The sequence below is a fragment of the Acidovorax sp. Q11 genome, from assembly GCF_054950075.1.
This window is the reverse complement of record NZ_JBUDZG010000003.1, coordinates 201,130-224,456: the sequence shown is the minus strand read 5'-3', so window position 1 is coordinate 224,456 and position 23,327 is coordinate 201,130. Positions and strand designations below refer to the sequence as shown.

Annotated in this window: 13 protein-coding genes; 6 read left to right on the top strand and 7 right to left on the bottom strand. The window is 67.1% G+C overall.

Going from position 1 to position 23,327, the window contains the following annotated elements; translation table 11 throughout:
* Nucleotides 1-34 precede the first annotated feature (34 nt).
* Nucleotides 35-913, bottom strand: a complete 879-nt coding sequence (locus ACYZGB_RS04690) for a LysR family transcriptional regulator (protein WP_462387056.1) — start codon at nucleotides 911-913, stop codon at nucleotides 35-37.
* Between the two features lie 113 nt (nucleotides 914-1,026).
* Here ACYZGB_RS04690 and blaACA point away from each other — a divergent pair, with 113 nt between their 5' ends.
* On the top strand, nucleotides 1,027-1,941 hold the full coding sequence (gene blaACA, locus ACYZGB_RS04685; RefSeq protein WP_462387054.1) for an ACA family class A beta-lactamase: 915 nt from the start codon (nucleotides 1,027-1,029) through the stop codon (nucleotides 1,939-1,941).
* On the opposite strand, the gene argA is transcribed toward blaACA, so the two are convergent.
* The 4 genes from argA to ACYZGB_RS04665 all read right to left on the bottom strand — a co-directional run bounded on the left by argA (nucleotide 1,928) and on the right by ACYZGB_RS04665 (nucleotide 8,145).
* Nucleotides 1,928-3,274: an amino-acid N-acetyltransferase gene (argA, locus tag ACYZGB_RS04680; RefSeq protein WP_063461764.1), complete on the bottom strand. Its 1,347-nt coding sequence runs from the start codon at nucleotides 3,272-3,274 to the stop codon at nucleotides 1,928-1,930. The genes blaACA and argA overlap by 14 nt on opposite strands.
* A gap of 84 nt (nucleotides 3,275-3,358) precedes the next feature.
* The gene (locus ACYZGB_RS04675; protein ID WP_462387052.1) at nucleotides 3,359-5,386 is read right to left on the bottom strand and encodes an AAA family ATPase; all 2,028 of its coding nucleotides are present in this window, start codon (nucleotides 5,384-5,386) and stop codon (nucleotides 3,359-3,361) included.
* 17 nt (nucleotides 5,387-5,403) lie between these two features.
* Nucleotides 5,404-5,577 (bottom strand): hypothetical protein, encoded by a 174-nt coding sequence (locus ACYZGB_RS04670; RefSeq protein ID WP_298457265.1) that lies wholly within the window; start codon nucleotides 5,575-5,577, stop codon nucleotides 5,404-5,406.
* A gap of 696 nt (nucleotides 5,578-6,273) precedes the next feature.
* On the bottom strand, nucleotides 6,274-8,145 hold the full coding sequence (locus ACYZGB_RS04665; RefSeq protein ID WP_462387050.1) for a serine hydrolase domain-containing protein: 1,872 nt from the start codon (nucleotides 8,143-8,145) through the stop codon (nucleotides 6,274-6,276).
* A gap of 106 nt (nucleotides 8,146-8,251) precedes the next feature.
* Here ACYZGB_RS04665 and hrpA point away from each other — a divergent pair, with 106 nt between their 5' ends.
* On the top strand, nucleotides 8,252-12,340 hold the full coding sequence (gene hrpA / locus ACYZGB_RS04660) for an ATP-dependent RNA helicase HrpA (protein WP_462387048.1): 4,089 nt from the start codon (nucleotides 8,252-8,254) through the stop codon (nucleotides 12,338-12,340).
* A gap of 179 nt (nucleotides 12,341-12,519) precedes the next feature.
* Here the strand turns inward: hrpA and ACYZGB_RS04655 are convergent, their stop codons facing one another.
* Nucleotides 12,520-13,002 (bottom strand): ASCH domain-containing protein, encoded by a 483-nt coding sequence (locus tag ACYZGB_RS04655; RefSeq protein WP_462387046.1) that lies wholly within the window; start codon nucleotides 13,000-13,002, stop codon nucleotides 12,520-12,522.
* A 325-nt stretch (nucleotides 13,003-13,327) separates the two neighbouring features.
* Between ACYZGB_RS04655 and ACYZGB_RS04650 the strand changes: the two genes are divergently transcribed.
* Nucleotides 13,328-15,013, top strand: coding sequence for a long-chain fatty acid--CoA ligase (locus tag ACYZGB_RS04650; protein ID WP_462387045.1), 1,686 nt, complete (start codon nucleotides 13,328-13,330; stop codon nucleotides 15,011-15,013).
* A 105-nt stretch (nucleotides 15,014-15,118) separates the two neighbouring features.
* Here the strand turns inward: ACYZGB_RS04650 and ACYZGB_RS04645 are convergent, their stop codons facing one another.
* Nucleotides 15,119-15,493, bottom strand: a complete 375-nt coding sequence (locus tag ACYZGB_RS04645; protein ID WP_063462789.1) for a PilZ domain-containing protein — start codon at nucleotides 15,491-15,493, stop codon at nucleotides 15,119-15,121.
* Nucleotides 15,494-15,663: 170 nt separating this feature from the next.
* Between ACYZGB_RS04645 and ACYZGB_RS04640 the strand changes: the two genes are divergently transcribed.
* The 3 genes from ACYZGB_RS04640 (at nucleotide 15,664) to rbbA (ending at nucleotide 23,327) form a co-directional block, all read left to right on the top strand.
* Nucleotides 15,664-18,597, top strand: coding sequence for an EAL domain-containing protein (locus tag ACYZGB_RS04640; RefSeq protein ID WP_462387044.1), 2,934 nt, complete (start codon nucleotides 15,664-15,666; stop codon nucleotides 18,595-18,597).
* Between the two features lie 882 nt (nucleotides 18,598-19,479).
* Nucleotides 19,480-20,589, top strand: a complete 1,110-nt coding sequence (locus ACYZGB_RS04635; RefSeq protein ID WP_462387042.1) for an HlyD family secretion protein — start codon at nucleotides 19,480-19,482, stop codon at nucleotides 20,587-20,589.
* On the top strand, nucleotides 20,586-23,327 hold the full coding sequence (rbbA, locus tag ACYZGB_RS04630; RefSeq protein WP_462387041.1) for a ribosome-associated ATPase/putative transporter RbbA: 2,742 nt from the start codon (nucleotides 20,586-20,588) through the stop codon (nucleotides 23,325-23,327). The genes ACYZGB_RS04635 and rbbA overlap by 4 nt, the downstream gene beginning before the upstream one ends.

The following is a 23,327-nucleotide window of genomic DNA, read 5'->3' as shown; positions in this document are numbered from 1 at the left end:
TTCGGGCAATATGGGAGCGCGGAGACGGCTATATTTATTCAAATTCTTCAACGCTTGCGTGCGCCTGGGCCAGCAGCCAGTCGCTGAAGGCCGCCATGGCCCCGGTGGTGGGGCGTGACTGCAGCCGCGTGAGCCAGTAGGCGCCCCGGTGCAGCTCCTGCGCGAAGGGCTGCACCAGCCGGCCCTGGCGCAGTTCGCGGGTGAACATGCGCACCGGCAGCAGCGCCATGCCTGCGCCCTGGGCGGCCGCCTCGGCCAGGGTGAGGGACGAGTCGAACACCGCGCCGCGCACCACGGGGCAGGGCGCACCGGCGGCCTCAAACCAGGCCGCCCACTCATCGGTGCGGTAGCTGCGCAGCAGGGGTTGCCGCGCCAGGTCGGCCGCCGTGCGCAGGCCATGGGCCAGCGCGGGCGTGCGCATCACCGACATGGGCGCGTCCATGATGCGTTCGGCATGCGTGCCGTGCCAGGCGCCGTCGCCAAAGCGGATGGCGTAGTCCAGTCCCTCGCCCGCCATGTCCACCCGGTTGTTGTGGGTGAGCAGGCGCAGGTCCACAAAGGGGCAGGCCTGCTGAAAGTCGCGCAGCCGGGGCAGCAGCCAGCCCACGGCAAAGGTGCCCACGGCGCCCACGGTCAGCACCTCGCGCGGGCGGGTGTCGCCCAGCTTTTCCAGCGCGCGCTGCAGGTTGCTGAACGATTCCACCACCACGGGCAGCAGCGCCTGGCCCTCGTCCGTCAGCGCCAGCCCGCGCGGCAGTCGGCGGAACAGCGGCTTGCCCAGCCGGTCTTCGAGCTTGCGGATGTGCTGGCTCACGGCGGTCTGGGTCACGTGCAGCTCTTCGGCCGCGCGGGTGAGGTTCTGGTGGCGTGCAGCCGCCTCGAAGGCGCGCAGGGCGTTGAGCGGCAGGTGCATTTTGTGTAAAGGTGGAAGTTTTTCTTGGGTCTTGCGGCACTTATTGTCGATGGTGCTGGGGGCAGAACTCCCGTATCGTTTGGCCCTTGTTTCCCTTCACGCCTCCATTTGATATGCAAAGAAGACAGTTTTCCTTGGGTTTGATGGCGGCTACCGCCATGCCTTTGTGGGGTTGCGCCGCTGCCAGCAACCCAGCCAGCCGCGACCAGACCGCCCGCGCTTGGAACGACGCCCTCGCCACCATCGAACGCAGCGCCCAGGGCCGCCTGGGCGTGGCCATGCTGGACACCGGATCCGGCCTGGCCCTGGGCTGGCGCCAGGACGAGCGTTTTGCCATGGCCAGCACCTTCAAGGCCGCGTTGGCGGGCTGGATGCTGGCGCTGGTGGACCAGGGCCGGGAGCGGCTGGATGCGCGCGTTCACTACGCAGCGGCCGACGTAGTGGCCTATTCGCCCGTGAGCGGCCCCCGCGCAGGCAACGGCGGCGGCCTGACGGTGGGCGAGCTGTGTGCCGCCACCGTGAGTCTGAGCGACAACACCGCCGCCAATGTGCTGATGGCGCGCCATGGTGGCCCGGCGGGGTTCACGGCCTTTGTGCGCTCCCTGGGCGACGGCACCACGCGGCTGGACCGCACTGAACCCACATTGAACGAGGCGGCCGTGGGCGACCCCCGCGACACCACCACGCCGCTGGCCATGCTGCAGACCTTGCAAAAACTGGTGCTGGGCAACGCGCTTTCACCCAGCTCGCGCGCCTGGCTGCAGCGCTGGCTGGTGGAGACCAGCACGGGCGACAAGCGCCTGCGCGCGGGCGTGCCGGGCTGGAAGGTGGGCGACAAGACGGGCACGGCCAGTGAGAGCGGCACAGCCAACGACGTCGGCGTGTTGTGGCCCCCGGGCGGCGGCGCCCCGGTGCTGGTGACCTGCTACCTCACACGCTCTGCTGCGTCGCCCGAGCAGCGCGATGCGGCGATTGCACAGGTGGCGCGGGCTGTGGCTACGGCCCGCGAGGGTCTCAGAGCTTCTTGACCAGCACCTGGCTCTTGCGGTCCCAGTTGTACTTGCGCTTGCGTGCGTCGGGCAGCCAGTCCGGGTCCACGGGCTGGAAGCCGCGCTTGATGAACCAGTGCATGGTGCGGGTGGTCAGCACAAAAATGCTGTCCAGCCCCAGCAGGCGTGCGCGCTGCTCGATGCGTTTGAGCAGCTTTTCGCCGTCGCCCGTGCCCTGGCTTTGCGGCGACACGGTCACAGCGGCCATTTCGGCCGTTTTCGCCTCGGGGTAGGGGTAGAGAGCCGCGCAGCCAAAGATCACGCCGTCGTGCTCAATGATGGTGTAGGTGGCGATGTCGCGCTCGATCTCGGTGCGGTCGCGCTTGACCAGCGTGCCGTCCTTCTCGAAAGGTTCAATCAGCTGCAGGATGCCGCCCACATCGTCAATCGTGGCCTCGCGCAGCTCTTCGAGCTTTTCGTCGATGACCATGGTGCCGATGCCATCGTGCACATACACCTCCAGCAGCAGCGATCCATCTACCGCAAACGGCAGGATGTGGCTGCGCTCCACACCCGCCTTGCAAGCCTTCACGCAGTGCTGCAGATAGAAGCCCGTGTCGGTGGGCTGTTGTGCGGGCGGCAGCTGCGCCAGCAGGGCCTGCGCTGCTGCCAGCGGCAGCTCGGTGTCGATGGGGTTGTCGTCGCTTTCGGGTTCGGTGGGCGACATGCGGATGCCCTGCACCTCGGTCAAGAAGATGAGCTTGTCGGCCCGCAACTCGATGGCCACGCTGGTCGCCACTTCTTCCATGCTCAGGTTGAAGGCCTCGCCCGTGGGCGAGAAGCCAAACGGTGACAGCAGCACCAGCGCACCCATGTCCAGCGTCTGCCGGATGCCCGCCACGTCCACCTTGCGCACCAGGCCCGAGTGCTGAAAATCCACACCATCCACAATGCCCACGGGCCGCGCCGTGAGGAAGTTGCCCGAGATCACTCGCACCGTGGCGCCTGCCATGGGCGTGTTGGGCAGGCCCTGGCTGAAGGCGGCCTCGATTTCATAACGCAGCTGGCCTGCGGCTTCCTGCGCGCAATCGAGCGCCACCGAGTCGGTGATGCGGATGCCGTGGGAGTATTTGGCCGCGTGGCCTTTGGCCGCCAGCTGCTCGTTCACCTGCGGGCGAAAGCCGTGCACCAGCACGATCTTCACGCCCATGGCCTGGATCAAGGCCAAGTCCTGCGCAATGTTGTGCAGCTTGCCCGCCGCAATTGCCTCGCCCGTGAGCCCGATCACAAAGGTCTGGTTGCGGAACTTGTGGATATAGGGCGCCACCGAGCGGAACCAGGGCACGAAGGTGAAGTTGAAGACGGCGGACATGGCGGTGCAAGCGGTGGGGCGGGCCTTGGAATGACGGAAAAAGCGGCAACGGCGGGCGGCCCCGTGGGGCCGCCAAACCGCGCATCATAAGCATGCTGAGCTTTGCCGCGCCACATTCGGCGCCACAGCGGGTACAGCGGTGCTGTCGGTGTGTTGCTGAAACGCCGCCAGCCGCGCCGCAAAGGGCTCCAGCACCAAGGCTTCATCGGGCCCCGATGCGGGCGGCACCGTGATGGCGATGCCGCTCTGGGCCATCAGCGCCTGCATCTCAGGGCGGGCGATCATGCCGTGGTCCATCAGCGCATCCACCAGCCGGTTCAGCGCGCTCTGGTGCTGGCGCAGCAGGGCGCCTGCGCGCTGATATTGGGCCTGCAGCAGCTCCTCGATGGCGGCATTGCTGGGGGCCACATCGGTGTTGATATGGTGGTCCATCTCCACCGTCACGTCGGTGCGGGCCAGGCGGGCACCAAAGCCGTGGTGGCGGATGTAGCGCGCGGCCTCGGCTGTCACCTGCTTGTAGTCCTGCTCGGCGCCCGTGGTGCAGGCCATTTCGCCGAACACCAGCTCCTCGGCCACACGGCCTGCCAGGCCCACGCACATCATGTCCAGCGCGTTCTGGCGCGTGGTCACCTTCAGGCCCGCAAAGCTGTTGTAGCCGCCTTCGAAGGATGCGATGTTGATCTTCACCTCCTGCGGGGCCTGGCCCAGTAGCAGGCCATACACCAGCGCATGGCCGGCCTCATGCACCGCCAGCAGTGCGCGAAAGTCGGCGTTGGCGCGTTGCTTGAGCCGGTTCAGCTCCAGCGTCACGGCAAACAGCGCCTGCTGCTCCCCGGCCTGCACCACCAGGTGGCGCTTGTCGGCTGCGAGCGTGATGGGGTAGGTGGTGCCCAGCGGCAGCGCCTGCTCCAGCACCCACAGCGCGGCCTTGACGAGGTTGGCGCTCAGGATGGCGTGCACCGATGAGAACAGCGGCCGCGTGCCCTGGGCGGGGAACACGGCGTTGGCATACAGCTCGTTGTGCACGCACTGGGCGATGGCAAAGCGCACGCCAACTTGGGCGGCAATGTCATCGCAGTAGCGCGTGCAGAGATTGCGGATCAACTGCTCATAGGTCGCCTTGTTGAACGACGGGTACACCACATGCTCGTTGCCCAGCCGCGCAATCTGCTCGGGCTTGAAGCGTTCGGCGAGCGCCTTCTTCACGTCGATGAGCGACAGCTTGCGCGTGAGGCGGTGAAAGATGTCGGCATCGGTGTCGCAGTCTTCCACGCGCTGCGCGGTCTCGTGGTACATCTCGTCCAGGTTGCCGCACACAAACACCAGCAGCTTGCTGTAGTCGGTCTCCCACGCGTGGTGCGACTGCTGGAAGCGCGTGAACAGCGCCTGTACCTGCGCGGGCGGCCACTGCATGATCTCGGCCAGGGGCTCCTGCAGCTTGAGCATGCGTTTGAGTTCCTGCGCGTCCCAGGCATCGAGCTGGAAGCGGTAGGGCTTCTTGCCCGCGCGCTCGCCGTCGCCATCTTCGGCGCGCTCGGCCTCGTAGTGCGCATCGGCCAGTTTGCGTTCGATGTTGGTGAGCGCGCTCAGCGCGGGCGGCAGGCGCCCGTCGGAGAGCAGCGTCCACACATCCTGGTAGCGCTCCACCTTGACCTCCTCGCCCTTGTTGCTCACCGTGCGAAAGCGCTGGAACTCGTCCAGCACCAGCATGCCCGGCGCGCCCTCGTGGATGCCGGAGTCGCCCAGCATGCCGGAGATGGACGAGCTGCGGTAGCTTGCGCCGTGACTGAAGCCGTCCATCTGCACCTCCACAAACCGGTCGTAAAAGCCCAGCAACTGCGCCAGGCGCCGCGTGAGCTGCGTCTTGCCCGTGCCGGTCAGCCCCCACAGGCAGACGATGACGGGCCGGGTGATGAGCTGGGGCAGCACATACCAGGCGCGGATGGCATCGATCACGCGGTCGATCACGTCGTCGATACCGAACAGCTCGGCCTTGAGCTGCTCGGCGGCGTGGGCCAGCGCCTGCTGGCGCTGGGCCAGCAGGGCCCGGTGTGCCTCTGTGGGCGGTTGCTGCCCATGCGGCAGCGTTGGAGTTTGGGTTGAAAGGTCCATGTTTTCTATCGTTCTTGTCAGTCGCGCTCGGTAAAGCGAGCGTTCAGGGTCGCCTTGCGCAGGGCGACGGTGTCCGCACGGCGCTGGGCGCCACGGGCTCGGATGTGTTTGCCTGCTGCGCTGGACAGGCTGCGTTGGGCCAGTGCGGCGGCCACAGGGTTTCGGGGCGGGCCCGAGGCTTCGAGCTTCAAAGGGGCAAGTCCTCCTGGCGCTTGCCCCGCCGCCGGGGGCCGTTGCTGTATACCGCTAGGCGAGGGCCGCGCCGTGGATGCATATCTACCAGCGGCCATCAACGACGCGGGATGCGGCAACGGCCCCCGGCCCTTTGGGTTGCCCCCGCGAGCCCGCAATGCGTCGTTGCTCGTCAGTTGCTGGTGCTTACCAGCGCCTTCCTCGCGCCTAGCCTTGCGGGCTCGCGGGGGCAACGGCGGGGCAAGCTCCAGGAGGATTTGCCCCAGGGGCTGCTTCATGCGGCGCAGCTTTTTGATTTCACCCTGGGCGAAGGCCCGAGACAGTTTTTTGGCACTCATGTGTGCGTTCCACAAACAAAAAACCCCGGCAAATTAGCCAGGGCTTGTGGAGCGCTGCACTGGGGTGCAGGAGGTCGCTTGTCTGCCGTGGCTGGATGCGTGAAAACACAGTCCAGCCGGGGCGGTGGGCAGTGGTCAGGCGGGAGCGAACAAGGGAACAAACATAGCGGTGACCTCCAGGGCTCTCAGGGGCTGGCCGACATGGCCGCGCAGTACTGAAAGAAGGCGCGATTGTGGCGAGGCATGCTGCGCGTGGCAAGCGCAGGGCGCGCGGCACTGGCGAATATGTCGCACAAAACGCACAGTGCGGGCACAGCACGCGCGCAGTGCCCGCACTGTGCACTGCTGCAGAGCGGATCAGTCGTGGCGGCGATACACCCAGCCAGCGGCGTGCATCCACTCTTCCTTGTCGTGCGTGTGCACCACCAGCTCCACCAGGTCGCGGCCCGCGTTGTGCGGCACCTGCACCGCCATGCCCGCGCGGTCTGCCGACAGGGGGCGCAGGAACTGGCTGTCGTCCCAGAGCAGGTAGCCGGGCAGGTCTGGCAGCTCCTGCAGGGTGGCGGCGCCCACGCCCATGGCCAGCGGGATGGAGTCGGGCGCCTCGTTGGCCAGCAGCCAGGTGCTGCCCAGCCGCGCCGACCACTGCGGCGGAAGCGGTGCCGGGGCCCGCTGCATCTGCTGTGCCACCGGCGTGGTCACCCCATAGTGCCCGGCCGTGGCCGTCTCGCGCGCAAGCAGGTAGCGGCGGCCTTCGGCCTGCTCCCAGCGGTACTGGGTGCGGGGCTGGGCGTCTGACCACCACCAGCCATCGCTGCACAGGCGCAACCCGGTGGACAGGGGCTCCCATCTTGTGGCCTTGGCAGACCAGATCGACAGGTCCACCTGCTGGCTGTCGGGCGAGGTGGCTTTGATGGGCCGGGCGGAGCAGCCGTAGATGCCCAACAGAGCGTCCACCGCGCTGGAGGAGATGGTGGCCTGCGCCGGGGAGGCCGCCGACACCTTGGGCGGCAGGGTGCGCAGCTGCCCCGTTTCCTGCAGCGCGCGCAGCAGGATGCCTTCGGCTACAGGCCCGGGCTTGAAGCCGGGCGCACTGCCAGTGATCAGCAGCGCCAGACCCGCTTGCGGCAGCACGTAGAAGTCGCTGGCATAGAACATCGTGCTGCCGCTCTTTTGCCAGGCCACAAAGCCTGCGGCGTCCAGCCCGGGGTGCTGGGTGCTGTCCCAGCCCAGGCCCCCGTACCAGTCGGGGGTGAGGTGGCTCAGGCGCATGCCGCGGTTCTGGGCGCTGCCCATTTCGGCCACAGCGGCTTTCGAGACGATGCGCTGGCCATCCAGTTCACCGCCCCGCATCAGCAGGGTGGCCAGCTTCATCATGTCGCCCGGGGTGGTGCACAGCCCGCCGGTGGCGTAGCCCATCACAAACTCCTGGCCCTGGCGTGCATCGCCGATGTACCCGTGTGCAAAGCTGCCTGCGGGCAGGGGCTGCAATGTGTAGCCCGACCGTGCCATGCCCAGCGGATTGAGGATGGCCGACTGCACAAACGCCGGATAGGCCTGCCCGGTGACCGCGAGCACGATGCGCTCGACCAGGGTGAAACCGTCGTTGCAGTACACCGCCATGGCGCCGGGCGCGTGCTTCAGGTGCACGTCGGCCAGTGCCGTTTCTAGCGCTGCCGCATAGCCCGGTTGCGGGGCAAACGCAAACAGATGGTGGGTGTGGGTGCCGGGCAGCCCCGAGGCATGGTTCAGCAGGTGCCGCACCGTGATGTCGCGGTAGCCCTGCGACAACATGGCGAACTGCGGCAGGTAGCGCACCACGGGGGCGTTCAGCTCCAGCAGCTGGCGGTCCACCAAAACCATCACGGCCAGTGCCGCCAGCACCTTGCTCACAGAGCCCACGTTGAAGCGCGTGTCGGGCGTGGCAGGGGCGCGGGAACTGTCGTCCAGCACCCCAAAGGCCTCCTGCCAGACCAGGCGCTCGCCCTGCAGCAGCGCGATGGAGGCGGCCCGCGCCCGGCTGGCCTGCATGGCCTGCCGTATCTCCTGGCGGCCCCAGGCCATGGTGGCTGGCAGCTGGGGCCCGGGGTTGTTGCTGCCCCCACAGCCTGGCAGCAGAGGCGCCAAGGCGGTGGAGCCGGCCCATGTCAGCCAGTTGCGGCGTGAGGGGGGACGGGCTGGGGCGCGGTCGTCGGCAGCGGTTGTGGGGGCAGATGTCTGCGAAGGCATGCGGTCATTCCAGGGGGCGCACCAGGCACGGAGACATCGCCGCGTGGTGCAGAAGGTGAGCGCATTACATACCGAAAACCCAGGCTCTCGGATAATGCGTGCCTTCATGACCGAATCCGCGCCTCTCTCCCCCACGCCCACCGCCCCACGCGCCGCTCCTCCCGCCACGCCGCTGCGCATCACTTTTCCTGATTCCCTGCCCGTTTCGGGCAAGCGTGAAGAGATCATGGCGGCCATCAGCAAGCACCAGGTCATCATCGTGTGTGGTGAAACGGGCTCGGGCAAGACCACGCAGCTGCCCAAGATTGCGCTGGCGCTGGGCCGGGGCAAGTGCAATGCCAAACCCGGGCAGAAGGGCCAGCTCATCGGCCACACCCAGCCGCGCCGCATTGCCGCCAGCAGCGTTGCCAAGCGCATTGCTGAAGAGCTGAACACGCCGCTGGGTGACGTGGTGGGCTTCAAGGTGCGCTTCCAGGACCGCCTCTCGCGCGATGCCTCCGTCAAGCTCATGACCGACGGCATCCTGCTGGCCGAGACGCAGACCGACCCGCTGCTCAAGGCCTACGACACCATCATCATCGACGAGGCGCACGAGCGCAGCCTCAACATCGACTTTCTTCTGGGCTACATCCGCCAGATCCTGCCGCGCAGGCCCGACCTCAAGGTCATCGTCACCTCGGCCACCATCGATGCCGACCGGTTTGCCAAGCACTTCGAGAGTGCCAAGGGTCCGGCCCCGGTCATCATGGTGTCGGGCCGCACCTTCCCGGTGGAGCAACGCTGGCGGCCGTTTGAAGAGACGCGAGACCATGGCCTGAACGAGGCGATTGCCGATGGCGTGGATGAACTCTGGCAGGGCAACGCGGCGGGTGACATCCTGATCTTTCTGCCCGGCGAGCGCGAGATCCGCGAGGCGGCGGACCACCTGCGCAAGCACCTGTCACACCAGCCCGTGATGCGCAACGCCGAGGTGCTGCCGTTGTTCGCGCGCCTGTCGCAGGCCGAGCAGGACCGCATCTTCGACGGCCACACGGGCCGCCGCATCGTGTTGGCCACCAATGTGGCCGAGACCTCGCTCACTGTGCCAGGCATCCGGTACGTCATCGACGCAGGCACGGCGCGCGTCAAGCGCTATTCTTTCCGTAGCAAGGTGGAGCAGCTGCTGGTGGAGCCCATCAGCCAGGCCGCCGCCAACCAGCGCGCGGGCCGCTGCGGCCGCGTGGCCAACGGCATCTGCATCCGCCTGTACGAGGAGGCGGACTTCAACAGCCGCCCGCGCTTCACCGACCCCGAAATCCTGCGCAGCTCGCTCGCGGGCGTGATCTTGCGCATGAAGTCGTTGCACCTGGGCGACGTGGGGCAGTTTCCGTTCATCGAGGCACCCTCGGGCCGCGCGATTGCCGACGGCTACCAGCTGCTGTCCGAGCTGGGCGCGGTGGACGACGCGAACGAACTCACCCCCATGGGCGTGGAGCTGTCGCGCCTGCCTCTGGACCCGCGCGTGGGCCGCATGATCCTGGAAGCGCGCGAGCGCCGCGCGCTCGACGAGGTGCTGGTCATCGCCAGCGCCCTGAGCGTGCAGGACGTGCGCGACCGCCCGCTCGAAGCGCAGCAGCAGGCCGACCAGGCGCACGCCAAGTTCGACGACGAAAAAAGCGAATTCAGCGGCTACCTCAAGCTCTGGAAATGGATCAACGAAGCGCGCGGCGGGGCACCCAGCCTGCCGTCGGCGCGCGCACAAAAAACCATGGCCCAGCAGAAGGCGCCATCACAGGCGCATTTGCCCGTGGCGCAACGTGCCGTGGCGGCTGCGGCACCCGCATCGGCCATTGCGACCGTTGCGACCGTTTCGGCGCCCACCCACAAGCTCAGCAACCGCCAGTACGAGCAGCTGCTGCGCCAGAACTTCATCAGCATCCGCCGCCTGCGCGAGTGGCGCGACATCCACACCCAGCTGCTCACGGTGGTGACCGAGCACAAGTGGCAGATCAACACCCAGCCTGCGAGTTACGAGCAGATCCACCTCTCCATGCTCTCGGGCCTGCTGGGCAACATCGGCGTCAAGAGCGACGAGGAAGACTGGTACCTGGGCGCGCGTGGCATCAAGTTCTACAAGCACCCCGGCGCGCACTTGAGTAAGAAGCCGGGCCGCTGGATCGTGGCGGCCGAGCTGGTCGAGACCACGCGCCTGTTCGGCCGGGGCATCGCCGCCATCGAGCCCCAGTGGCTGGAGCAGGTGGGCGGCCACCTGCTCAAGAAGCAGATGCTGGACCCGCACTGGGAGAAAAAAGCCGCGCAGGTCACGGCACTCGAGCGCGCCACGCTCTACGGTATCGTGGTCTACAACAACCGGCGCGTGGACTTTGGCAAGGTGGACCCGCAGGGCGCCCGCGAAGTCTTCCTGCGCGAAGCGCTGGTGGGCGGCGAGTGGGACACCCGCCTGCCGTTCCTGGCCGCCAACCAGAAGCTCATCGCCAAGGTCGAAGAGCTGGAGCACAAGTCGCGCCGCCAGGATGTGCTGGTGGATGACGAACTCATCTACGCCTTCTACGACCAGCAGGTGCCGCAGGACGTGTGCAGTGGCACCACCTTCGAGCGCTGGTACAAGGACGCGAGCCGCGCCAACCCCGAGCTGCTCAAGCTCACGCGCGACGAACTCATGCGCCACGAGGCGGCGGGCATCACCACCAGCGCCTTCCCCAAGACCGTGCGCCTGGGCGGCGTGGACTGCACCGCCACCTACCTGCACGAGCCCGGCGACCCCCGCGACGGCATCACCGTGACGGTGCCGCTGTTTGTGCTCAACCAGGTGAGCGAGGAGCGCTGCGAATGGCTGGTGCCCGGCATGCTCAAGGACAAGATCCAGGCGCTGCTCAAAAGCCTGCACCAGCGCCCGCGCAGCCGCTTTGTGCCGCTGCCCGAATCGGCCGCGCGGCTGGCCGAGCTGTTCAACGCGCCCGAGCGCTTTGGCACCGGCAGCCTCACCGACGCACTGCTCAAGCAGGTGCGCGACGAGACCTCGCTCGACGTGAAGCGCGCCGACTTCAAGCTCGACATGCTCAGCCCCCACCTGTTCATGAACTTCCGCGTGGTGGACGAACACGGCCGCCAGCTGGGCCACGGCCGCAACCTGGGCGCCCTCAAGGCCGAATGGGGCGCCAAGGCGCGCGGCGCCTTCCAGGCGCTGGCGGGCCTCAAGCTGGGCGGTGCAGCGGCTGAGGAGCAAAAAACTGAGTCAAAAACGCCCTTTGCGCGCGATGGTAAAGCGCAATCAGCTATTAAATCAGGAGCAAATGCGCCCGCGCAACCCGCACCAGCGGCGCAGGCCACACCGTCGGCCCCCGCAGGCCAGCGCTACACCAGCTGGACCTTTGGCGAGTTGCCCGAACTCATGGAGATCAAGAAGGCCGGGCAGACGCTGATCGGCTTTCCGGCCCTGATCGATGGCGGCGATGCCGTCAGCATTGAAGTGTTTGACGAGCCCGAAGTGGCCGCTGCCAAGCACCGCGCAGGCCTGCGCCGCCTGTTTGCGCTGCAGATCAAGGACGCGCTCAAGTACCTCGAAAAGAACATCCCCGACCTGCAGAAGATGGCCGTGGCCTACATGCCCCTGGGCACGCAGGAAGAGCTGCGCACCCAGATCATCGACGTGGCGCTGGACCGTGCCTTCCTGCTTGACCCGCTGCCCACCGACGAATACGCCTTCAAACGCCGCGTGGAAGAGGGCAGGGGCCGCCTCACGCTGATCGCCAATGAGGTCGCCCGCCTGGCGGGCACCATCCTCATCGAATACGCGGCGGCCGCCCGCAAGATCAAGGACACGAAGAACGCCCCCGATGCGACAGCCGACGCACTGCAGCAGCTGCAGCGCCTGGTGCCCAAGCAGTTCATCGCCCAAGCGCCCTGGGGCCAGCTGGCGCACTTTCCGCGCTACCTCAAGGCCATCACCCTGCGCCTGGAAAAAGTCCGCGCCGACCCCGCGCGCGATGCCGCCAAGCTGGCCGAGTTGCGCCCGCAAGAGCAGCGCTACTGGCGTCTGGTGGCCGAGCGCAAGGGCGCGGTGGATGCGCGCATGCAAGAGCTGCGCTGGCTGCTGGAAGAACTGCGCGTGAGCTTCTTCGCGCAGGAGCTGCGCACGCCGCAGCCGGTGAGCGTGAAGCGGCTGGACAAGCTGTGGGCGCAGGTGAATAGCTGATGCGATGGGGGTGGGGCGCGTCTGGCGGCTTTGCAGCGGTTGTCGTCGTTTCCCTTGATGCAGTCGGCCGCCCGCTGTTGGCCAGGAACGTTCGGAGGCTCTTGGGCAAAGCGGGCACTCAACGTTCGAGTTGAGGCGGGCCTGGTGGTTTGCCGTCAGGCCTCGCATCCAGCGACGGGTTAGGCTGCACTTGGCCGAGGTTGATAGATGACTTTGAATGTCTCGCAGGCGAGCAACATCCTCTCATCAAACTGGCGCCCGGCTTTGGCGCACTCACGCTCGAAGTACCGTTGATGGCCTTCAAGCCAGTAGGCAAGAGACCCATCGCCTTCACCTTCAACGGCAGCAAACTCTGCGGTGACTTCGTTGTAGGGCACGACATCGACGGCCTGCGTCTCAATGATGCATAGCGGCTGGCCTGACCAAGCTGTGACTATGCTGAGGTCTCCCGGCCTTGGGGGCCGTATCCCCTGGTCTTCATATGACCATAGCGAGCCTGCGGTTGCTCGCTTGACCCCGCGTAGTACCAGGTCGGCCAGTTCGTCGGCAAGTTTCTCGTTGTCGCCAAAGACGCAGACGTCGTAGTAGCGGCCGTGATCGGCCGTCCCTGTGGCAAGCAGGAACTCGTTCCAGAACGGAAGAAGGTGTGGGGGGACAGACATGGGGTGGTTTGTGGCCTAACGTGTGTATCTCGCAAACCTTGCGAAATAAACTGGACAGTGCGGGATACTTTGGGCACTCATTCCTCTTGCCAGTGGCTTGCAGCCTGACTTTGCACAGGAGGCTTGTTTAAGCATCCAGGCATATAAATTTCACGAAACCCGGCAAGGGTAGAGCGAGCAAACTATAGCGTGCCCGTAGACAGGGACCGGGCGTGCCATACCAAGCGACCGCATGGTCACTTTGGCGACGCCGAACCGGGCCACCCCCATTGCCGGGCACTGGCATGGCATCTAGGCTTGCGGGCAAAAGGAGACTGTCCGCCCTATGCGTCCGCACCACAAGTTCTGGCCCCGCCGCCTGCCGCATTCCATCACCCTGCCAGCCACCTCGCTGTGGGACAACCTGGCCACCAACGCCCGGCGCTACCCGGACAAGCCCGCGCTGGTCTTTTTTGGCAGCACCGTAACCTATTCGCAGCTGGCCGCCGGGGCTGAGCGGGTGGCGGCGCGACTGGCGGCGCTGGGTGTGCAGCGCGGCGACCGGGTGGTGCTGTGCATGCAGAACTGCCCGCAGCTGGTGATGGCGCACTTTGGCATATTGCGTGCCAACGCAGTGGTGGTGCCGGTCAACCCCATGAACCGGGCCGAGGAGCTGAAGCACTACATCACCGACCCCGACACCAAGGTGGCGATCACCACGGGCGACCTGGCCCCGGAGATGGCCAAGGCGAGCAATGCGCTGCATCCGTCGGAGCGCCTGGCGCACCTGGTGGTGACGCAGTTCAGTGATGCGTTCGATGTCAATGTGACGGGTGCCGATGCGCCGCCTGAGGCCTGGGGGGAGTGGCTGGGCACCCGGCACCCGCTGCCCGCGCTGGACGGTGGCGAGGCCCATGCGTGGACAGATGTGGTGGCCTGCACCGACACCCCTCCGGCTCTGGCGGTGGGCCCGCACGACCTGGCGCTGCTGCCCTATACCAGCGGCACCACGGGTTTGCCCAAGGGCTGCATGCACCTGCACAAAAGCGTCATGCACAACGCGGTGGCCAGCAGTCTGTGGGGCAATGGCTCGGCCGACAACGTGACGCTGGCCGTGGTGCCCATGTTCCACATCACCGGCATGGTGAGCGTGATGCACACGTCCATCTATTGCGGCGCCACGCTGGTCATCATGCCCCGGTGGGACCGCGACCTGGCCGGGCGCCTGATCTCGCGCTACCGGGTAACCACCTGGACCAACATCCCCACCATGGTCATCGACCTGCTGGGCAGCCCGAACTTTGCAAGCTACGACCTCTCCAGCCTGGCCTATATCGGCGGTGGTGGTGCGGCCATGCCCCAGGCCGTTGCGCAGCGCCTGCTGGAGCACTATGGCCTGCGCTATGCCGAGGGCTATGGCCTGACCGAGACGGCGGCTCCGTCGCACGCCAACCCGCCCGACAACCCCAAGCAGCAGTGCCTGGGTATCCCCTTCATGAGCACTGATGCGCGGGTGATCGACCCCGACACCTTGCAGGAGGTGCCCGTGGGCGAGCAGGGTGAGATCATCATCCACGGCCCCGAGGTGTTCGAGGGCTACTGGAAGCGGCCCGATGCCACGGCGTCGGCCTTCATCGAGTTCGAGGGCAAGCGGTTTTTCCGCTCGGGCGACCTGGGGCGCATGGATGAGGATGGCTATTTCTTCCTCACCGACCGGCTCAAGCGCATGATCAATGCGAGCGGCTTCAAGGTGTGGCCCGCCGAGGTGGAGGCGCTGATGTTCCGCCACCCCGCGATCCAGGAGGCCTGCATCATCTCCGCCAAGGACAGCTACCGGGGCGAGACGGTGAAGGCGGTGGTGGTGCTGCGCGCATCCCACCAGGGCACCACCGAGCAGCAGATCATCGACTGGTGCCGCGAGAACATGGCGGTCTACAAAGTGCCGCGCATCGTGCAGTTTGTGAGTGCGTTGCCCAAGAGCGGCAGCGGCAAGGTGATGTGGCGCATGCTGCAGGAGCAGGAGGCGGCGTAGCCTGAAGCGATTGGGCGTGCAGCCCTGTTCTGAGAATGGAAGACAAGAGGGGGCTGCCGATGGTGCAGCCCTTTCTTTTGGGGGCGCGGCTCAGGCCGTGCGGTGTCAGGACGCAGCCGACGCAATGGTCAGCTCGCCCAGGTCGCGCTCCAGCAGGGCCGGGTCGCCCAGTTGCAGTTCGATCAGGCGGCGCAGATGGGTCACGCTGTCGAGGTCGATGCCCCGGCACAGCAGGCCGGTGTGCAGCCCGTGCACATGGGCCACTTCGGTGGACATGGCGATGTGGTTGCCGGTTTCGGCCAGGGGGATGGTGATCTGGCAGAGCATGCCGGGCTCCAGCTCGGCCTGAGCGGGCACGGTGATCAGTGCGCCTTTGAGCGACAGGTCCAGCACATGCACGCTGAACGCGTCGTGGGAGGTGGTGAGCAGGGCCGGCGCGTCAAAGCTGACGCGAACAAAGTGGCGGCGTTCATGGGGCATTGCTGTCTCCTGAGCGAGGCGTGGTGGACACATGCTACTCCAACCCCTGTTCGGTCAGATTGCCTTTGGAGCTGTTGGCAGGCTTTCGTTACCATGCGGCTTCCGCCATTGATGGATGGAGTCAGGCCGTGGGTTCAGGCGTTTACCGGTTCAGTCGCCATGCTGCGGGCGTGCTGCGATGGGTTGTGGTGATCTCACTGCTGTGGGCCGGCGTCGGTGCGATCAGCGCGTCTGCGGCGCCGCGCGAGCTGCGGGTGGGGGTGTATTCCAATGAGCCCAAGGTGTTTGTCAACGACGACGGCAAGGCTGCGGGCATTTTTGTGGACCTGCTGCAACTGGTGGCCGACCGTGAGCAGTGGACGCTGAAGTTTGTGCTCTGCAACTGGCAGGACTGCCTGAACGCTCTGCGCGCAGGCCAGCTTGACCTGATGCCCGACGTGGCCCGCACGCCCGAGCGCGAGGGGCTGTACGACTTCCACACCCTGCCGGTGCTGCACAGCTGGTCGCAGATCTACCGGGCGCACGGCAGTGCGATTCACTCGCTGTTTGACCTGCAAGGCAAGCGGGTGGCGGTGCTCAAGGGATCGGTGCAGCGCGCCACCTTCCTCAACATGATGGACAGTTTTGGCATCCAGGTGTCGCTGGTGGACGCCCCGAGCCTGATTGAAGCCTTTGCACAGGTGCAGCGCGGCGAGGCCGATGCGGTGATTGCCAACCACCTGTTTGGCAACTTCCATTCGGTCCGCTATGGCGTGACGGACTCGGGCATCGTGTTTCAGCCCGCCACGCTGTTTTTTGCCACCACCCCGGGGCGCAACGGCGATGTGCTGGCGGCTATCGACCGGTCGGTGCAGGACTGGCGCAGCGGCGCCGACCCGGCCTATGCCGAGGTGCTGCGCCGCTGGGGCGTGCAGGCGCAGGAGGGGGGCATGCCGCCCCTGGTGTGGTGGAGCCTCGCAGGGCTGCTGGCTTTTGGCCTGCTGGCGGCGCTGGCAGCGCTGGTGCTGCGCCGCCAGGTGCAAGAGCGCACCCGCCACCTGCAGGACAGCGAGCAGAAGCTGGCCACCATCCTCGACAGCGTGGGTGCCTTCATCTACATCAAGGGCCGCGACTACCACTACCAATACGCCAACCACCACACGCTCAAGCTGTTTGGCAAATCGGCCATCGAGGTGGTGGGCCATGACGACACGGCCGTGTTCGATGCCGCCACGGCCGCGCAGCTGCGCGCCAACGACCGGCGCGTGCTGGAGGACGGTGAGACGCTGGAGGCGGAAGAGGTGAACACCCAGCTGGCCACGGGCGAGACGCGGGTCTACCTGTCGATCAAGATCCCGCTGCGCCATGCCGACGGCAGCATCCACGCGCTGTGCGGCATTTCCACCGACATTACCGAGCGCCGCAAGGCCGAGGAATCGCTGCAGATCGCTGCCACGGTGTTTGAGTCGTTTGAGGGCATGATCGTCACCGGGCCGGACCAGCGCATCCTCAAGGCCAACCAGGCCTATGCGCGGCTCACGGGCTATGCGGTGGAAGAGCTGGTGGGGCAGACGCCCCGGCTGCTGCACTCGGGCCGGCAAGACGCCGCCTTTTACGCCGCCATGAAAACTGCGCTGCGCACCACCGGCATGTGGCAGGGCGAGGTGTGGAACCGGCGCAAGGATGGCACGGAGTACCCCGCCTGGATCACCATCACCACGGTGCGCTCGTCCGAGGGCGAGGTCACGCACTATGTGGGCACCCAGACTGACATCTCCAGCCGCAAGGCGGCCGAGGAAGAGATCCGCCTGCTGGCCTTCTACGACCCGCTCACTGGCCTGCCCAACCGCCGCCTGATGACCGACCGCCTGCAGCACAGCCTGGCGGCCAGCGCGCGGTCGGGCACGGGCGGGGCGCTGCTGTTTGTCGATCTGGACAACTTCAAGGACCTCAACGACACCCAGGGCCACGAGCTGGGCGACCAGCTGCTGCGCCAGGTGGCCGCCCGCCTGTCGGGCTGCGTGCGCATGGGCGACACCGTGGCCCGCCTGGGGGGCGACGAGTTCATCGTGCTGCTGGAGGGGCTGAGCCCCCATGCGGCCGAAGCCGCCGCCCAGGCCGAAACCGTGGGGCGCACGGTGCTGGCCGCCCTGAGCCAGAGCTACCTGCTGTGCGGGCTGTCGCACCACAGCGCCTGCAGCATTGGCATTGCGCTGTATGCCGATGCACGGGGATCGGTGGACGAGCTGCTCAAGCATGGCGACATGGCGATGTACCAGGCCAAAGGCGCGGGGCGCAACACCCTGCGGTTTTTTGACCCGCGCACGCAGGCCGATGTGACGGCACGCACGCTGCTGGAGGCCGGGCTGCGCGAGGGGCTGCGCGATGGCCAGTTTTTGCTGCACTACCAGGCGCAGATCAACGCGCACCAGGGCGTGGTGGGCGCCGAGGCCCTGGTGCGCTGGCAGCACCCGCAGCGCGGCCTGGTGTCGCCCGCCGAGTTCATCCCCGTGGCCGAGGCCTCAGGCCTGATCGTGCCGCTGGGCACCTGGATCTTGCGCACCGCCTGCCAGCAGCTGGTGGCGTGGGGCCAGGACGCCCACACCGCGCACTGGACGCTGGCCGTCAATGTGAGTGCGCGGCAGTTCCGCCACAGCCACTTTGTGGACGAGGTGCTGGGGGTGCTGGAGGAAACCGGCGCCAACCCCCACCGCCTGAAGCTGGAGCTGACCGAAACCCTGCTGCTCGATGACGTGGAAGACACCATCGAGCGCATGGAGCAGCTGCGCCGCCACGGCGTGGGTTTCTCGCTGGACGACTTTGGCACGGGCTACTCCAGCCTGAGCTACCTCAAGCGCCTGCCGCTGGACCAGCTCAAGATCGATCAGGGCTTTGTGCGCGACCTGCTCACCGACGCCGACGATGCCAGCATCGCCCGCACCATCGTGACGCTGGCACACAGCATGGACCTGGGCGTGATTGCCGAAGGCGTGGAAACCTGCGAACAGCGCGACATGCTGATCAGCCTGGGCTGCCTCTCCTGGCAGGGCTACCTGTTCGGGCGCCCGGGCCCGGCGGCGGAGCTGCGGGCGGCGGCTGCTGTGCATGCGGTCGTGGTGCCTTGACGGGTTGTGATGGGGGTGAGGGCGAGAAACTCCTGTTTTGATAGCTGGAAACCGTCGGTGGATGCGCGGAGAGGGCTGTTTTCGAATTCTGACCCTGTGCGCCGGCGGGCTGCCCCAGGTCGTCAAAACCCCAGCGTTCGCACAGCGCGTCGAACTGCACTTCGTCACGCACGCTGAGAAACACCCCGGGTCGGCTGCAGCCAATTGGTCATCGGCTTCCGAGCCCAGGTACCACACCAGCGCCTGTGGCCCTACTGTGTAGATGTACAGCCCGCCTAGGTCCACCACTGGCTGTGCTGGCAGGGTCTGCTGCCAACCCTGCAGCCCATGCGGCGTGGCGATGACCCCGGTGGCCGCGCGCAGGCCGCAGTGGGGGTAGCCGCCCTGGGCCATCTGGTAGCAGGCGATGGAATGCAGAAACGTTTCCAGGTCGCCCGGTTCGGCGTACCAGTCGGGGGCGTCCAGGTCGGTGGTTTGCCACACCTGCTGCTGCGCATCGGTGGCCCACCAGCACACGCCCTGGTTCTCTTCCAGAAACACCAGCTTGTCGTCCAGGTACTCCCATTCATGGGGCGCAGCAAAACGCTGGAAGCCCTGCATCAGCGCGGGCGTGCTGCCCACGGCGGCATAGTTGGTGCGCAGGGGCTCGGGCACCGGACAGGGCAGGCGGGCGGCTGCGGCGGCCAGCTCTGCGGCGGGCGTGCCGTCGCAGGTGGTCAGCGCGCAGCCCAGCAGCCAGGCAGCGGTGTCGGGCTGCGGCGGGCAGGGGTTGGGGGCATGGCAGTGGGATGGTTGACGCAGGTCAAGAGGCGGCACATTGCTGCTTGGGCCCGCGCGGGCCCAAGGCTACCATGGCTTGCGCCATCGACACCGGGGAGGACCATGGGCAATCTCACGAGCAGCACCCGACTCAAAACCCTTGCTGCCCTGGCTGCGATGCTGGCGGGCGCGGTGTTGCTGTGGCAGTGGGCGCCCTGGCGCGATGCCGGCCTCGGGCCCGGTTTCGTCAGCGGCAATGGCCGCATCGAGGCCACCGAGGTGGCGGTGGCCACCAAGCTCGCGGGGCGGGTGCAGGAGGTGCTGGTGGACGAGGGCGCGTTCGTCTCGGCGGGCCAGCCCGTGGCCCGCATGCAGATCGACAGCCTGCAGGCTCAGCGCGCCGAGGCTGTGGCGCGGCTGCAGCAGGCGCAGTTGGCCATCGACAGCGCACGGGTGCAGGTGGCCCAGCGCGAGAGCGACCACCAGGCCGCGCTGGCTGTAGTGGCCCAGCGTGAGAGCGACCTGGACACCGCCCAGCGGCGCCTGCCGCGCTCCGAAAAGCTGGCGCGCGAGGGCTTTTTCTCCAGCCAGCTGCTGGACGACGACCGTGCCAAGGTGCACAGCCTGGAGGCGGCATTGACGGCTGCGCGCTCGCAGGCCAAGGCTGCGCAGGCGGGCATTGGCGCCGCGCGCACGCAGGTGACCAGCGCCGAGGCCAATGTGCGTGCGCTGCAGGCCACGCTGGCGCGCATCGACGTGGAGCTGGCCGACAGCGAACTCAAGGCCCCGCGCGCCGGGCGCGTGCAGTTCCGCGTGGTGCAGCCGGGCGAGGTGGTGGGTGCGGGTGCGCGCGTGCTGCAACTGGCCGACCTGACCGATGTGTACATGACCTTCTTCTTGCCCGAGACCGTGGCGGGCCGCGTGGCGCTGGGTAGCGAGGTGCGCATCGTGCTCGACGCCGCCCCCGGCTTTGTGATCCCCGCGAGGGTCTCGTTTGTGGCCAGTACGGCGCAGTTCACCCCCAAGACGGTGGAGACCGCCAGTGAGCGGCAAAAGCTCATGTTCCGCGTGCGGGCGCACATCCCCAAGGATCTGCTGGTGCGCCACCGCGAACAGGTCAAGACCGGCCTGCCCGGCGTGGCCTGGCTGCGCCTCGACCCGAACGCCCCTTGGCCGCAGCAACTGGCGGTCAAAGAAAGCATGCAAACAGCAGCCCCCCAGGCGGCACAGTGACCGCCCCCGTTGTCACTCTCGCAGGCGTCAGCCAGCGCTACCGCCGCACTGTGGCGCTGGAGGGTATCGACCTGCAGCTGCCCGCAGGGCGCATGGTGGGCGTGATCGGGCCGGACGGGGTGGGCAAGTCCAGCCTGCTGGCACTGGTGGCCGGAGCACGGGCGGTGCAGCGGGGGCAGGTGCGGGTGCTGGGCGGTGACATGGCCGATGGCCGCCACCGCGACGCCGTGTGCCCGCGCATTGCCTACATGCCGCAGGGCCTGGGCAAGAACCTGTACCCCACGCTGTCGGTGGAAGAAAACCTGCAGTTCTTTGGCCGCCTGTTCGGGCATGACGCGGCCGAGCGTCGCCGTCGCATCGACGACCTGACGCGCAGTACCGGGCTGCACCCGTTTCTGGCGCGGCCAGCGGGCAAGCTCTCGGGCGGCATGAAGCAGAAGCTGGCCCTGTGCTGCGCGCTCATCCACGACCCCGACCTGCTCATCCTCGACGAGCCCACCACGGGCGTGGACCCGCTGGCCCGCGCCCAGTTCTGGGATCTGATCGCGCGCATCCGTGCAGGCCGCCCGGGCATGAGCGTGCTGGTGGCCACCGCCTACATGGAAGAAGCCCAGCGCTTTGACTGGCTGGTGGCCATGGACGAAGGCCGCATTCTGGCCACAGGCACGCCCGCCGAGCTGATGCAGCGCACCGGCCACGCCAGCCTGGAGGCCGCCTTTGTGGCCCTGCTGCCGGAGGCCAAGCGGCGTGGGCACCAGCCGGTGGTCATCACCCCTTTGCAGGCCGATGCGGCGGCAGAAATCGCCATCGAGGCCCAGGGCCTGACCATGCAGTTTGGCGACTTTGTGGCGGTGGACCATGTGAGCTTTCGCATCCAGCGCGGCGAGATTTTTGGCTTTCTGGGCAGCAACGGCTGTGGCAAGTCCACCACCATGAAGATGCTCACTGGCCTGCTGCCCGCCACCGAAGGGCAGGCCTGGCTGTTTGGCCAGCCGGTGGACCCGAAAGACATGGCCACGCGCCGCCGCGTGGGCTACATGTCGCAAGCGTTTTCGCTGTACAGCGAGCTGTCGGTCGAGCAAAACCTGGTGCTGCACGCCCGTCTGTTTCATGTGCCCGAGGCAGATGTGCCCCAGCGGGTGCAGACCATGCTGGAGCGCTTTGACCTGCAAGCCGCGCGCAGCACGCTGCCCATGCAGTTGCCGCTGGGCATGCGCCAGCGCCTGTCGCTGGCCGTGGCCATGGTGCACGAGCCCGAGCTGCTGATCCTGGACGAGCCCACCTCGGGCGTAGACCCGATTGCGCGCGACAACTTCTGGCGGCTAATGGTGGAGCTGGCCCGGCGCGACCAGGTCACCATCTTCATCTCCACCCACTTCATGAACGAGGCCGAGCGCTGCGACCGCATCTCGCTCATGCACGCGGGCCGGGTACTCGCCAGCGCTGCACCGGCCGACATCGTGGCCCAGCGCAGCTCCACCACGCTGGAAGAAGCCTTCATCGGCTACCTGGTGGATGCAGGCGGGGGGGCGTCTGGCCCGCCGAATGCCGAACCGGCCCCCTCGACCCCGATGGATGGTGCCCAGGCCCGCCCGACCTGGGCGCAGCGCCTGCGCCAGAGCCTGGCGCGCATCCACAGCACCCAGTGGCGCGAAGCGCTGGAGCTGCGGCGCGACCCGGTGCGCGGCGCCCTGGCGCTGCTGGGCTCTTTGATCCTGATGTTTGTGATGGGCTATGGCATCAGCATGGATGTGGAAAAACTCCGCTTTGCGGTGCTGGACCGCGACCAGTCGGCAGCCAGCCGTGCCTACATCCTGAACCTGGCGGGCTCGCGCTACTTTGTGGAGCGACCGCCCATCATCAGCCATGCCGAGCTGGACCAGCGCATGCGGTCGGGCGAAATCTCCCTAGCACTCGAAATCCCGCCCGGTTTTGCGCGCGACCTGGAGCGCGGCCAGGCCGTGCAGATCGGTGCCTGGGTGGACGGCGCCATGCCCCAGCGTGCCGAGACGGCCATGGGCTACGCGCTGGGCATGCACCAGGACTGGCTGGCCCAGGCCATCCAGAGCCGTACGGGCGTGGCCCCACCAAGCCTGGTGGAGGTGGAAACCCGCTACCGCTATAACCCCGACGTGCGCAGCCTGCCCGCCATGGTGCCCGCCGTCATCCCGCTGCTGCTGCTCATGCTGCCCGCCATGCTCACCGCCTTGGCCGTAGTGCGCGAGAAGGAGCTGGGCTCCATCATCAACCTGTACGTCACGCCCATCACGCGCACCGAGTTCATGCTGGGCAAGCAGCTGCCCTATGTGCTGCTGGCGCTGTTTAACTTTGGCCTTATGTGCCTGGCGGCCGTCACGGTGTTTGGTGTGCCCATGACGGGCAGCTTTGGCACGCTGGCGCTGGCGGCGCTCATCTTCAGCGTTTGCTCTACGGGCATGGGGCTGCTGGCGTCCACCGTCACGCGCAGCCAGATCGCTGCCATGTTCTTTGCCATGGTGGGCACGCTCATCCCGGCGGTGCAGTTTGCGGGCCTGATCAACCCCGTGTCGGCCATGACAGGCTTTGCGCGCTGGGTGGGCGAGGTTTACCCGGCCAGCCACATGTTCACCATCAGCCGGGGTGTGTTCAACAAGGCCCTCACGCTGCAGGACCTGCAAGCCGAGTTCTGGCCCATGCTGGTGGCGGTGCCGGTCATCATCGGCACTGCAGTTGCGCTCCTCCAAAAGCAGGAGACCTGA